The 13,331-nt window shown below is 61.3% G+C and carries 12 protein-coding genes; 6 read left to right on the top strand and 6 right to left on the bottom strand.

Annotation, left to right across the window (positions count from 1 at the left end; all coding sequences use genetic code 11):
• Positions 1-21: 21 nt before the first annotated feature.
• The 3 genes from FSO04_RS03540 to FSO04_RS03530 all read right to left on the bottom strand — a co-directional run bounded on the left by FSO04_RS03540 (position 22) and on the right by FSO04_RS03530 (position 2,914).
• Positions 22-726, bottom strand: a complete 705-nt coding sequence (locus tag FSO04_RS03540; RefSeq protein ID WP_154558392.1) for an SDR family NAD(P)-dependent oxidoreductase — start codon at positions 724-726, stop codon at positions 22-24.
• A 56-nt stretch (positions 727-782) separates the two neighbouring features.
• Positions 783-1,577, bottom strand: a complete 795-nt coding sequence (locus FSO04_RS03535; RefSeq protein WP_154558391.1) for an enoyl-CoA hydratase/isomerase family protein — start codon at positions 1,575-1,577, stop codon at positions 783-785.
• 140 nt (positions 1,578-1,717) lie between these two features.
• Positions 1,718-2,914, bottom strand: a complete 1,197-nt coding sequence (locus FSO04_RS03530) for an amidohydrolase family protein (RefSeq protein ID WP_154558390.1) — start codon at positions 2,912-2,914, stop codon at positions 1,718-1,720.
• Between the two features lie 251 nt (positions 2,915-3,165).
• Between FSO04_RS03530 and FSO04_RS03525 the strand changes: the two genes are divergently transcribed.
• Entirely contained in the window at positions 3,166-4,644 is a 1,479-nt protein-coding gene (locus tag FSO04_RS03525) for an MFS transporter (RefSeq protein ID WP_154558389.1), read from the top strand.
• 82 nt (positions 4,645-4,726) lie between these two features.
• On the opposite strand, the gene FSO04_RS03520 is transcribed toward FSO04_RS03525, so the two are convergent.
• Positions 4,727-5,524, bottom strand: a complete 798-nt coding sequence (locus FSO04_RS03520; RefSeq protein WP_154558388.1) for an IclR family transcriptional regulator — start codon at positions 5,522-5,524, stop codon at positions 4,727-4,729.
• Positions 5,525-5,771: 247 nt separating this feature from the next.
• Between FSO04_RS03520 and FSO04_RS03515 the strand changes: the two genes are divergently transcribed.
• The gene (locus FSO04_RS03515; protein WP_154558387.1) at positions 5,772-6,530 is read left to right on the top strand and encodes an SDR family NAD(P)-dependent oxidoreductase; all 759 of its coding nucleotides are present in this window, start codon (positions 5,772-5,774) and stop codon (positions 6,528-6,530) included.
• A gap of 13 nt (positions 6,531-6,543) precedes the next feature.
• Here FSO04_RS03515 and FSO04_RS03510 read toward each other — a convergent pair whose 3' ends face one another.
• Together FSO04_RS03510 and FSO04_RS03505 are read right to left on the bottom strand one after the other, a co-directional pair.
• Positions 6,544-7,785: a CaiB/BaiF CoA transferase family protein gene (locus FSO04_RS03510; RefSeq protein ID WP_154558386.1), complete on the bottom strand. Its 1,242-nt coding sequence runs from the start codon at positions 7,783-7,785 to the stop codon at positions 6,544-6,546.
• 122 nt (positions 7,786-7,907) lie between these two features.
• Positions 7,908-8,702, bottom strand: a complete 795-nt coding sequence (locus tag FSO04_RS03505) for a crotonase/enoyl-CoA hydratase family protein (protein ID WP_154558385.1) — start codon at positions 8,700-8,702, stop codon at positions 7,908-7,910.
• Between the two features lie 241 nt (positions 8,703-8,943).
• Here FSO04_RS03505 and FSO04_RS03500 point away from each other — a divergent pair, with 241 nt between their 5' ends.
• The 4 genes from FSO04_RS03500 (at position 8,944) to FSO04_RS03485 (ending at position 13,274) form a co-directional block, all read left to right on the top strand.
• Positions 8,944-9,720: an enoyl-CoA hydratase gene (locus FSO04_RS03500; RefSeq protein ID WP_154558384.1), complete on the top strand. Its 777-nt coding sequence runs from the start codon at positions 8,944-8,946 to the stop codon at positions 9,718-9,720.
• Between the two features lie 107 nt (positions 9,721-9,827).
• On the top strand, positions 9,828-10,814 hold the full coding sequence (locus FSO04_RS03495) for an NAD(P)H-dependent flavin oxidoreductase (RefSeq protein ID WP_154558383.1): 987 nt from the start codon (positions 9,828-9,830) through the stop codon (positions 10,812-10,814).
• The gene (locus tag FSO04_RS03490; protein WP_154558382.1) at positions 10,811-11,980 is read left to right on the top strand and encodes a CaiB/BaiF CoA transferase family protein; all 1,170 of its coding nucleotides are present in this window, start codon (positions 10,811-10,813) and stop codon (positions 11,978-11,980) included. The genes FSO04_RS03495 and FSO04_RS03490 overlap by 4 nt, the downstream gene beginning before the upstream one ends.
• Before the next feature lie 34 nt (positions 11,981-12,014).
• The gene (locus FSO04_RS03485; protein WP_154558381.1) at positions 12,015-13,274 is read left to right on the top strand and encodes an acetyl-CoA hydrolase/transferase family protein; all 1,260 of its coding nucleotides are present in this window, start codon (positions 12,015-12,017) and stop codon (positions 13,272-13,274) included.
• Positions 13,275-13,331: the final 57 nt, after the last annotated feature.

The raw sequence follows: 13,331 nt of genomic DNA, 5'->3' as shown, positions 1-13,331 counted from the left end.
GACGGCGCCCCGTGCACGGCTCTATGAACGGCCAGTGACCGGAATGGCCGCACCGGTCACGGCCGAGGCAGCCTGGGACGCGAGGAAGAGAATAACCGCCGCGATGTCAGCAGGCTGCACCCAGCGCGAAAAATCCGCATCAGGCATGTCCTTACGATTCTGCGACGTATCGATGGTGCCTGGCAAAATCGCGTTCACTGTAATGCCGCGATCCTTCAGTTCGTCGGCGAGCGCTTCGGTAAGACGTAGCACGCCCGCTTTTGATGCCGCATAGGCACCCATCCCCGTGCCCGCGCGCAGCGCCGCCCCTGCACTGATATTGACGATGCGGCCGCCCTGCGGTTCGGCGCCAATCAGATCAAGCGCCGCCCTCGATGCCGTCGCCGCCGTGCGAACGTTCATCTGGTACATCAGATCCCAAGCATCCAGATCACTATCAGCCAGCGTTTCCCAGCGAAAGCCACCGGCCACGTTGATCAATGCATTCAGCGATCCGAACCGCTCGACGACCGACGACATCGCCGTCCGTGCGCGGCCGAGATCGGTCAGATCGACGCCACCCAGCCGCCATTGGGTGTCCTGCCCTTCCTGCCCCTCCTGGGCCGACGCGTCAGGCGCCGATGCCCGATCCAGCAACGCGACCTTCCATCCGTCGGCGGCAAACGCGTCGCCAACCGCCCGTCCGAGTGTGCCGAATCCACCTGTAATCGCGACGACTCGTTGCATGTAAAACACCTCTGTTTCGTAACGGAATGGCCCCGGCCCAACCAGGCGCAGGCTGCCTAGCGGCCCTTGAAAACCGGATCGCGCTTCTCGCGAAACGCATTCACCGCTTCCTGATGATCCTCGGTCTGATTGGACAGCGCCTCATAGGCGATAGACGCATCGAGTATCGAATGCGCCAGTTGCTTCAAACCAATGTTGATCGAGGTCTTGGTCCACTGGATGGCCAGCGAAGCACCCGATGCCAGACGCTTCGCCATCGTGGCTACGACCGCATCGAGTTCGTCGGCTGGAACGGCGTAGTTGATCAGGCCGAGACGGGCCGCCTCTTCTGCACCCAGCAGATCGCCGGTCAGCAGATATTCCTTGGCCTTCGCATAGCCGATGAGTTGCGGCCAGATGACCGCCCCGCCGTCACCCGCGACGAAACCCACCTTCACATGTGGATCGCCGATCTTCGCATGGTTTGCCGCGTAACTCAGATCGCAAAAAAGCGCGATGGTCGCCCCGAGTCCCACCGCGTGACCGTTGATCTTGGCAATGACGGGTTTCGGACAATCGAGCATCGAAAAGATGATTTTCTTTGCGCGCTGCATACCGGCAAGAAACTGCGACGGATCGTCGATCACCTGTTGCATGTGCTCGATATCGCCGCCGGCGCTAAATGCACGGCCGGCCCCCGTGAGCACGACAACCTGGGTTTCGGGATCTTCCGTAACGTCGACGAAGAGCCGCGAAAACTCGACGTCCATCTGTTCGTCGAACGCGTTCAACGTATCGGGCCGGTTGAGGGTAACGGTGAGGATGCCGCCGTCACGCTCCAGCAACAACGCCTGATAGTCCAGTAAATTCATGGCTAGCCTGTCCACAGTGACGCAAATGTGCGGGGGCGTTGCAGCTCCTCACTCGCGCTTGCGTAGTCATTTGATCAGTCAAAAAAGCTCGTGAAGCTTGCAGCCCGATGTCTCCCGTGTGGCGACACGATATCGAGCGGCTAGGCCCGGGCGGGCAGGAAGCGGCGCCCGTTGTCATACATGATTTTCCGGGTGTCCTCCTCGGACAACGGCCCGCACGCTTCGCTTGCGAAATCGATGGGTTCAGGAACGCCTTCTGCGTGCGGATAGTCGGAGCCCATCAACAGGAAGTCCGCCGAACCGGTCTGCTCGACGATCTGTGCCAGGTCGTCTTCCGGATACGCTACCACGAAGACATTTTCCTTGAAAATCTGGCTCGGCCGGCTCTTCAACTGACCACAGGGCCAGTAGCCATTCTTCGACATACCCCGGCACTTGTCCATCTTGACCAGCATGGACGGTACCCACTCCGCGCCGTTTTCCGCGCTGCACAGTTTGACGTTCGGAAAACGCTCGAAGAAATTGTAGAAGATGAAGGACGACAGCGTTTCGATCACGGGACGCTCGCCGTAACCATGCATCCACACAAAGGCGGTCTGGCGCTGGCGCGACTGCTGTACCGGTTCGCCCCATACGGCCATGTGGTCCTTCATGTAGATGGCTTCTGAAACGTGGAAAGTCACGCACACACCCGCCTCGTTCAGAATCGACCAGTACGGATCGAAATACGGGTCGCCAGGCGCGCGTCCATTGAACGGACCCATCGGCATCAGAATCACACGCACGCCATTCGCCACCAGCCATTTTGCTTCGGCGACGGCAGAGTCGAGATCGTCGAGCGTCACGATCGGCGTGCTGTAAATACGGTCCTTGTAGTTGAAGGTCCAGTCGTCGAGCATCCAGCGGTTGTACGCGTGCAGTACAGCGTTTGCCGCAACGGGTTCGTTCAGATAGGAAATGCACGCCACCATTTCGCCGACATACATCGTGCACGCCTCGACGCCGAACTCATCCATTTTCTTCAGACGCGCATCACGGTTGAACATGTCCGGAGTCGGAGGCACCCGCATTTCGACGTTGCTCTGGCCGTCCTTCATGGCTCGCAGCCATTCGTGCAGTTTCCCCGGCGGCGGCACGAGCCCTTCTGCCGACGTGTAGCCTTCGCTGATCTCCACCTTGCGATCGCCGACGTACATGCAGCGGTTTCCTTCTGCGGTAACCCGGCTGGTAAAGCCCCATTCTTTCTTGAACTTCTCGGGCAGGTAACGGCTGAACGCATCCTCCACTTCGTAGAAATGCGTGTCGGCGTCGTAGATCTTTCCTTGGTAGGTCTGCATGAAAAAGTCTCCTGTCGATATGAAGCGAGCAATCAATGCCGCGCCTGTTGGCCTGCTGATACCAGAGTATCGGCACACGCAGTCGACGTTCAAACCCCCATATCGAAACCAGAAAGACCGATACCGGATTGATATCGGCGAAAGCGACCATCACAACGCGTAGGACATACGCGAAATATTTTATGTAACTATGCGCACGGCGTTCAACTATGAGAAAATGAACAAAAGCCGACCTAAAAAGGAGACATCCAATGCACGCTGATGCACTGCCGCAATCGTCTTCGCGTCAACCGCTCGTCGAGGGTCCTCGACGCTGGTTCCTGCTTGCGCTACTGATATCGGCGGTCTCGGCGTCAGCCGGCATCACCGTGATTTACACGATGCTCGTGACGCTCTACAGGGTTTTCCCCGGATCAGCCACGGTTGGCTGGACGGTGACCGCGTACTGGCTCGGCGCGGCGGTCTTCGCGGCAATCTGTGGACGGCTGGGGGATCTGCTCGGCTACCGGCGTGTCCTGCTCATGGTACTCGCGATCGCTACCGTGGGAGGCATCGTGTCGGCGTGCGCGCCAAACCTCGCCGTGCTGATCGCCGGCTGCGTGATGCAGTCGATCGCGTCGGGCATCACACCGCTTTCCATGGGGCTCGTCCGCGAAAATCTGCCGGCCCGCGATATACCTTCGGCAGTCGGACTTGTCACCGCGGCCGGCATGGTCTCGGCCGGATTGATCTACATTTGCGCCGGTATCGTGATAGATCGCTACTCATGGCAAGGCGGGTTCTGGCTGAAAGTCGTGCTGTGCGTGATGACAATCGCGGCGGTACGTTTGTGCGTGCCGAAATCGAGCCCCAGGCCCGGCACGCAAATCGATTTCGTGCGTGGCCTCGCCTTCGCGCCGGCGTTGTGTGCGATTCTCTTTGCGGTGCAGCAAATCCACACATGGGGACTGCGGGATCCGCGAACCGCCGGCTTGCTGATCGGCGGCGCAGTGATACTGTGGTTCTGGGCGCGGCATCAGCGCAGTGTGGCGGATCCGCTTATCAACATCCGCTTACTGGCCAAACGCCAGGTGATCCTCGCGAACGCCTGCATGATGTGCATCGCGGTCGGCGCCATGCAACTCGGACAGGTGTTCTCGCTCTTTTTGCAACAGCCGGCGTGGACACGTGCCGGGTTCGGACTGACAGCGACCGGCGCAGGCCTGCTCATGTTCACCTTTAACGTCACCGCGATGCTCGCCAGTCCGTGGAGCGGTCGCGTTGCCGCACGCCATACCGCGCGGCCGGCGGCGCTGATCGGCATGAGCATGCTGGTGGTTGCCTGGGCGTGTCTGATCCCGCTTCATCGCAGTGTGGTGCTGTTCGTTCCAGGCGCGATGCTCTGTTCGTTCGGGCTCGCCTTTGCGCAGACCGCTGTCTACAACCTGATTATCGAAGCGACACCCGCGCAACAGACAGGCGAAGCGACCGGCCTGCTCTACGTGTTTTTCTCGTGCTTCTTCGCGGTTGGCGCGCAAGCGGTTTTCACGCTACTGCAGGGCGCCTCCGTGAGCAACGGCGGCGCCTCGTTTCCGGCGGCGCAAAGCTATGTGGTGGTGTTTGGATATGTTGCCGGCAGTGCGCTGCTAGGGCTCGTTATCGCATACGCGTTGCCGAAGCGTCGCGGCCCGGACCATCGTCCCAGTGTTATCGAAGGCGCCGGCCTTAGCGGCCCGGCACGCATGCAATGAGTCAGAGCGGCACCCTCTCACGGGCGCCGCTGTTTGAGGCCCGTGAGAGCGCCGTGAAGAACCGTGACGCGCCTCGCCGGGCTTACTCTTCCTCGCTCGCTTTACCCAAGGCCGAGGCCCGTTGTGCGACCGCAAGCATCTGTTCCTCGAGATGCTCGCGTTGGCGATCGAACCGCTCCAGCGGCGCACCGACCGCCATCGCCGCAATCACCTCTCCATTCGGCCCGAAAATCGGCGATGACAGACCCGCCGAGTCGGGCAGCAGTTCGCCGCGGCTGACCGACAAACCCGTCTCCACAATATGCTGCAGTTCCTCGCGCAGGACTTTCTTGTTGACTGTGGTTTGCTCCGTATGACGCTCGAGTTTGACGGTGCGCAGATACTCGGTCACAAATTCGTCCGGCGCATAAGCCAGCAGAACGCGTCCGGCAGCAGTGCAATATAGCGGCCGGCGCATGCCGACAATCATCGAGTATCGAATGGACTGTGCGCTTTCGATGACGTCGACGTACGTAATGACCTTATGCTCCGGATCGAGGACACCGATATAGACCGTCTCGTGAGTCCGCTCCGACAGTTCGATCAGATACGGACGCAGCATCTTCGAGAAATTCCATACGGCCATCACATTCGCGGACAGCCGGAAAATGGACGGTCCCAGCCGGTAACGGCCACCGTCGTGCATCAGAAACCCTTCTGCCACAAGCGGCCGCAACAGATTCAACAAGCTACTCTTGGGCGACTCCAGTGCGACGTTCAGTTCTGCCAGCGACATCCCGTCCGACGCTTTTGCCAACACATCGAACAGCCCGAGCAGACGAGTCAGCGAACGCGGTCCGGTTACATCCTTGTCAGCCGAAGCCAGGATTTCTTTCGACATATCACTCCCCTTCCATTTGATCGCACCCATTATAAATGAACCATTCACATAGTCTCACGTCGGTCGCCGGTTTAGCATACATATTCCTGGAGGATTCGGGATTACGCCAAGACCATAAAAAGGCATGCTTGCATTATAATTGAACGACGTTCATAAATGTGTTCGACACGATACCGTTCTGCGTCATGAGCCGGTTTGATCCGCATCGTGCGAGCGTTCAATAGTCGTATCGCGAAGGAGTAGATTCATGAGTGCACTAAAGGACCGGGTTGCCATCGTCACGGGCGGCGGGCAAGGACTAGGACTGGGGATTGCAATTGCGCTGGCGAGCGAAGGCGCGAACCTCGTTCTGACGGGACGCACCGAAGCAAAGCTGCGAAAGGCTGAAACCACGCTGAAGGAGCATGGCGCTCAGGTGCTCGTGGTGCCTGGCGACACGCGCAGGCGTGCTGACGCAGATAAAGCGGTGGCCCTCACCATCGAGCATTTCGGGCGCATCGATATCCTTGTGAACAACGCGCAAAGCAGCACGCCGGGCGTGCCGCTGGAAGCGGTAACCGATGAAAACTGGTGCGAAACGCTCGAGTCCGGTCTCTACGGCACGCTGTATTTCATGCAGGCCGTCCTGCCCCACATGAAGCAGCAAGGTTCCGGCCGGATCGTCAATTTCGCCTCGCGCACCGGTATTGAAGGTACCCAGGGATTCGCGCCGTACGCCGCCGCCAAGGAAGGTATCCGGGCCTTGTCGCGAGTCGCCGCGCGCGAATGGGGGCCCTTCGGCATCACGGTCAACGTGGTGTGTCCCGCGGCGCTCACGCCTGCCGCCGATGCCTATCTGGAAGCGAATCCGGTAGAGCGCGCGCGTTACCTGGCCGAAATCTCGCTGGGCCGTTTCGGCGATCCGGAGAAGGATATTGGACGAGTCGTTGCATTCCTTTGCAGCGAGAGCGCGGGTTACGTGACAGGACAGACCCTCAATGTCGATGGCGGACAGACGATGCTTTAGTTACGCCGCGGGATCAAATGACCTTGCGTGCACGCAGTGCATCGATTTCCGCACTCGACATGTCCAGCAGATCGCGCAGGACGACTTCGGTATGCTGGCCGAGCGTCGGCGGCGGCATGTACGCATCGATCGGTGTGCCGGACATCTTCACCGGGTTGGCGACCATGCGTACTGCATCGTTTGACAGCGGATGCGCGACCTCCACGCACATCTGCCGTGCCTGGACATGCGGATCCGCGAACACCTGCTCCAGATTGTTGATCGGACCCGCCGGCACACCTGCGGCATCTAGTGCAACCAGCAATTCGTCACTCCGCCACTGCGCGATCAGCGGCTCGAACGCTTCACCGAGCGCCCGGCGGTTCCTAACCCGCAGCGCGATCTCGCTAAAGCGCGGGTCCGTGGCGAGTTCCGGGTGATCGAGTACCTTGCATAGCCGCGCGTACTGCTCGTTGTTCCCTGCCACGATCATGATGTCGCGATCCGCGCACCGGAACATCCGGGACGGCATGCCTCCGTTCCCCTCGGTGCCGCGCCGCACCGGCACCTCGCCGGACACCAGGTACTGGCTCGCATAGTGCGAGGTGGCAGCGATCATCGAGTCCAGCAGCGAGAGGTCGATGTACTGCCCTTCGCCGCTTTGCTCGCCGCCTGCATCACGATGATAGAGGGCCGCCACGATCGCGGACGCCGCGTACTGGCCGCACAGAATATCCGCGAGGCTCGGACCGGTTTTCATGGGACCACCGCCCGGCATGTCGTCGCCGTTGCCTGTGATGCTCATCAGGCCACCCATCGCCTGGAAGATCGAATCGTAGCCCGGCCGCGGACTGTACGGCCCCGTCTGCCCGAAACCTGTGATCGAGCAGTAAACGAGGCGCGGATTGACGAGCTTGAGACTTGCATAATCGAGCCCGTAGCGCTTCAGGTCCCCCACCTTGTAGTTTTCCAGCAGCACGTCGCATTTCGCCGCGAGCGACCGGATCAACGCCTGCCCGTCCGGGGTGGCGATGTCGCAGGTAATCGACTTCTTGCCCCGGTTCGCGCTGATGAAAAAGGTCGATTCACGCGTGTCGTTGCCATCGCGATCTTTCAGGAACGGCGGACCAAACTGGCGCGAATCGTCACCCTTGCCCGGGCGTTCCACCTTGATCACTTCCGCCCCCAGATCCGCCAGCATCTGCGCGCCCCATGGGCCTGCGAGAATGCGGCTCAGATCGAGCACGCGAATCCCGGACAACGCACCTTTCGTCATATCGAATCGTTTCCGTTGAATTCGTACCGGACGCTGCGTCCGGACCTGTGGTCTTCCAGCGTCGGGGGCGCTCGCCTGCGCGCCGCCTTTTATCGTGGCCGTTTGCCTTGCTTGCCGCCAGACTAGCGCCCAATGAATCTCGCGGTACGCCTTTCGACAAACGACTGCACGCCTTCCCTCGCGTCTTCCGTGTTGTAAAGAATCTGTTGGGTCGACTGGATCTTCGAATACGCGTCCAGCCATCCCGACCCAAGCGACACGCGCGCATTGGCCATGGTAGCCTGGACGGCCAGCGGAGCCTGCGCGGCAATACGCTCCGCGATTTCCAGCGCCCGCCCGAACTCCTCACCCGCCGGCACCACTTCCTGCACGAAATTCATGCGATACGCGTCCTGTGCCGTGAATTCGTCGCCTGTGAGCAGGATCTTCATCGCGTTACCCCACCCTGCGCGATCCACCATCCGGATCGTCGCACCACAGCCTGCCATGATGCCGCGCTTGACCTCCATCTGCGAAAAGCGGCAATTGTCGGCGGCCACCGCCACCTCGGACGCCAGCATCAGCTCGACGGCCACCGTAAAACTGATTCCCTTCAGCGCGATCACCACCGGCTTCTTGCGTAACGGTTCGCGCAGATTGAACGGGTCGACCTCGCCGACCGGAAGCAATGGCTTGCCTTCGCGGCGCAACGGCACGATCTTCGGCATGTCGAGGCCGGCGGTGAAGTGATCGCCCTCGGCGTAAAGCAGCCCGCAGAAAAGATCGGGACTCGCTTCAAGAAACGTGTACGCCCTGGCCAGTTCCTCGAACATTTTGGGGGTAAAGCCGTTGCGCTTTTCCGGACGGTCGATGCCGATCAACAGAATGTGACCGCGCTGCTCCGTGCGTATCTGTCCGTCCTCATGGCGTGTCGTCATGCCGTGCCTCCTTGCGTCATTGTGATGGAGCGCCAGCTCGAAGCTCGATTGACAAAGCCTCATCGCGCATTCACAATTATAAACACCGTTCAAATAACGAGCAAGCCTGCACACCGCCGATCCGTCCACATTCGTGCTGCGATGCAGCGCGCCGGAACTCGCTGCGGGTACCGATGCATGCCTCGTCGCCGGGACGGCATGCTGGCATACGTGTTCATCCGGATTCATGCGAGGAAAACTCATGGCCTATGAAACGCTCATCGTCGAAACACGCGGCAGGACCGGTCTCATCAAGCTCAATCGACCGCACGCGTACAACGCGCTCAACAACCAGTTGACCGATGAATTGACCGCTGCGCTCGATGCTTTCGAAGCCGACCAGGCGATTGGCGCGATCGTACTGACCGGGAATGAAAAAGCCTTTGCCGCCGGCGCCGACATCAAGATGATGGGCGAGTGGACCTACATGGACGTGTTCAAGAACCAGTTCATCACGTCCAACTGGGAACGCACGGCACGTTGCCGGAAACCCGTGATCGCCGCTGTGGCCGGCCTCGCGCTGGGAGGCGGTTGCGAACTGGCGATGATGTGCGACTTCATTCTGGCCGCCGACAACGCCCGCTTCGCACTGCCTGAAATCACGCTGGCCACCATCCCCGGCGCGGGTGGCACGCAACGTCTCACACGCGTGCTCGGCAAATCGAAGGCGATGGAGATGATCCTCACCGGCCGCAAGATGGATGCCGTCGAAGCCGAACGCTGCGGGCTGGTTAGCCGCGTCGTGCCCCTCAATGAGTTACTGGACGAAGCGTTGAAGACGGCCGACGCCATCGCTGGATTCTCGCAACCTGTCGTTGCAATTGCGAAGGAATGTGTCAATCGCGCCTACGAGTCGAGTCTCGCCGAAGGAATCCTGTTCGAAAGGCGAATGGCCTATTCAACCTTCGCTACCGAAGACCGCAAGGAAGGCATGGCCGCATTCGCCGAAAAGCGCAAACCGGTGTTTCGCCATTGCTGAGCACCATGCGCACGCATGAACTCGCAGTCGCCTGAATCAGTTGAACGACACCCGCTCGACTGATCCTTTTCAACCTGTCATTCGCTATCCTGGCTTCACGACCGACCATGAGCTCTCAAAAGAATCGCATCACCGAACTGCTCGGCATCGACTACCCGATCATCCAGGGCGGCATGCGCTGGGTGGCTCGCGCGGAACTCGCGGCGGCGGTCGGCAATGCCGGCGGACTCGGCTTCATTTCCGCGCACACCCATGCGAGCGCCGACGCACTGGCGCGGGAGATCGACCAGGTGCGCGCGCTCAGCGACAAACCGTTTGGTGTGAATCTGACGCTGCTCGGCAGTAACGCCGGGCTCGACTATGACGGCTACGTGCGCACCATCATCGACCGAAGGGTACCGGTTGTCGAAACCGCCGGCAGCAATCCCGCAAAGTACATCGAAACGTTCAAGGCAAACGGCGTCAAAGTGATCCATAAATGCGTCGCCGTACGGCACGCGTTGAAGGCTGAAGTGCTCGGCGCTGACGCGGTGAGCATCGACGGATTCGAATGCGCGGGGCATCCAGGCGAAGACGATATTCCGGGGCTGATCCTGATCCCTGCCGCCGCGGACAAGCTGAAGATTCCGCTGCTCGCCTCAGGCGGCTTCGCGGATGGCCGGGGCCTGATGGCCGCGCTCGCGCTCGGTGCGGACGGTATCAATATGGGCACACGCTTCATGCTCACGCAGGAATCGCGCGTGCATCCCGCGATCAAGCAACGCCTGCTGGAAGCCACCGAGCGCGATACCTTGCTGGTTGGACGCACGCTCCGCGATTCGAGCCGCGTGATCAGGAACACCGTCAGCCTCGCGGCAATCGAACTGGAAAACGCAGGCGGCGCCACAGCCGCCGACCTGTATGCGCTGACCGGTGCGAGCCGCTGGATGGACGCATTCGCGAGTGGCGATGTTGAAGGCGGGGCCTTTCCGGCCGGCATGGTGACAGGCCTGATTCACGATCTGCCCACCTGCGCCGAACTGATCACGCGAATCATGCAGCAGGCCGCCGCAATCGCGCAACGGCCCTTCGCATTCGAGGTGCCCGCCGCATGAAGCTTGCGGGTGTTCGCGTCGTCGATCTGTCGCAGTTCATGCCTGGGCCGATGCTCGCATCGAATCTTGCCGACCATGGCGCCGACGTCATCAAACTGGAACCGCTGACGGGCGAGGCGGCACGCGGGCCGCTCGAGTCGGACAGCGAGTTCTTTGTGGCGCTCAATCGCGGCAAGCGCAGCATCGCAGTGGATCTGAAACACCCCGACGGCCTCGCCATCGCGCGTAAACTGATCGACGCGGCCGACGTCGTCATCGAGTCGTCACGGCCGGGTGTGGCGGCGCGCCTGGGCATCGATTACGACACGGTGAGCCGCACCAATGCGCGCCTCGTCTACTGTTCGCTGACCGCATTCGGCCAGACCGGCCCGCTTGCGCAAATGCCCGCGCACGACCCGGTCATCCAGGCCATGGCCGGCACATTGCCGCGCGATGAGCGCGGCGTGCCCGTGACCTCAGGCGCCTCGCTTGCCGCGCTGGCCGGTTCGTTGACGGCGTTATCCGCCGTGTTGATGGCCTTGTTGCATGCGCGTGAAACGGGTGAGGGAGACTTCGTCGATATTTCACTGTACGACGCCGCGCTGTGCGCACAGCCGCATTTGACCGCTCGCGCGCTCAACCCTGCAGCAAGCGGTCCGGTCGACAGTGCATACGGCAGCAACGCGATTGCCCTACTCGCAGCGTATCAGACGCGCGATGCGCAGTGGCTTTGCCTGGGTGGACGCGAACTCGACTTCGCGACCAATCTGCTGACGCCGCTAGGCCGCCCGGATCTGATTAGCGTCGCGGTCGGACCGGCCGGCGCAGCACAAGCCGGGCTAAGCGCCTTCCTGACGAGGAGGTTCCTGACACGCACACTGAGCGAATGGCTTGCGTGGTTCGAAGGCCGTCGTATCAGTGTCGCGCCTGTGATGACCCTGACCGATGCGCTAGCGCAGCCACACACGCAGGCCCGTCAGATGGTGAACATCGATGCGAACGGCCGCCGGCATCTTGGCAGCGCGATCCGGTTCCAGCGCGATCCGGCACAACCATCACTGTCGATTCCGGCCATCGGCGAGCACACAGCGGAGATTCTCGACACGCTCGGCTACGCCGCCGAACACATCGCCGCGCTTGGTGCTGCCGGCGTCATTCGCACGCAGAATGCCGTCGCGAAGACATAGCGCCGAGCCATTCCGTTCGCCCTCCGTCAGCCTCATGCCCATACTCCTGCAAGCCGGCTCCATCGACTTTCGCTCCATCGTCCGCCCTGGCGACAACATCATGTGGGGTCAGGCGAACGCGGAACCAGTGCCGCTGACTCAGGCACTCATTGCGCAGCGACGGGAGATCGGCCGGTTACGTGTGTTTCTGGGCGCGAGCACCACCGATACATGCCGGCCTGAACACGCCGACTGCATCGACTTCGTTTCCTACTGCGGCTCCGGCGCCAATCGCGCTTTGGCGCGGGCCGGCGCACTCGATGTGTTGCCGTGCCACTACTCGCAATTCCCGCAGATGATGCGCTCCGGCCCACTCAAAATCGACGTGCTGCTGCTGCAACTGGCACCTCCGGATCATGAAGGCCGCTACAGCCTGTCGATCGCGCACGAGTATCTCGTTCCGGCGCTGGACACCGCCCGCGTCATCGTCGCGGAAATCAACGAGCAGGCACCGTGGACGTATGGCGAGCGCTATCTGCGACACGCCGACCTCGACTTCATTCTGCCGACATCGCGCGCGCCGCTCGAAAATCCCCCCAGCAGAATCGGCGAAGTCGAACTGGCAATCGCGACCCATGTTGCCGGTTTGATCGAGGACGGCTCGACGCTTCAATTCGGGCTCGGTGCGATTCCCGAAGCCGTGCTTGCGCGTCTGTCCGACCGGCGCAACCTGGGGGTTCACTCGGGTGCGATCGGAGACAAGGTCGCCGATCTGATGGACGCCGGGGTGATCAACAACACGCGCAAGAATGTCGACAGGGGTTTGACAATTGCAGGCGTGATGATGGGCGGCCGCCGCATTCATGGGTTCGCACATCGCAACCCGGCCGTACAGTTTCGCTCAACGAACTACACGCATAATCCTGACGTACTGGCCCGCATCGACCGTTTTGTCGCTCTGAATTCGGCGCTCGAAGTCGACCTCAGCGGGCAGATCAACGCAGAAGTGGCCAACGGCAGCTACGTCGGCGCCGTAGGCGGCGCACTCGATTTCCTGCGCGGCGCACGGCATGCCAGAGGCGGCCTGCCCGTAGTCGCGATGCCGTCGACAGCAGGCAAGGCCGCAAGCCGCATTGTCGCGACGCTCAGCGGCCCCGTCAGCACGCCGCGCAGCGATGCCGGCATCATCGTCACCGAATACGGCGTCGCGGACCTGCGCGGACTCACCTTGAAACAGCGACGCGAGCGCCTGCTGTCGATCGCCCACCCCGACTACCGGGCCGCGCTCGAATGCTCAAACGCCGGAGCCCTCTGACGCAATCCGGTCGCCACGCAGCCGGCGACAAGATCCACACCCATTGAAGGAACGCAT

This window comes from Paraburkholderia madseniana, from assembly GCF_009690905.1.
In the GTDB taxonomy this organism is placed as follows: domain Bacteria; phylum Pseudomonadota; class Gammaproteobacteria; order Burkholderiales; family Burkholderiaceae; genus Paraburkholderia; species Paraburkholderia madseniana.
The sequence above is the reverse complement of the archived record's forward strand: the minus strand, read 5'-3'. Positions and strand labels throughout refer to the sequence as shown.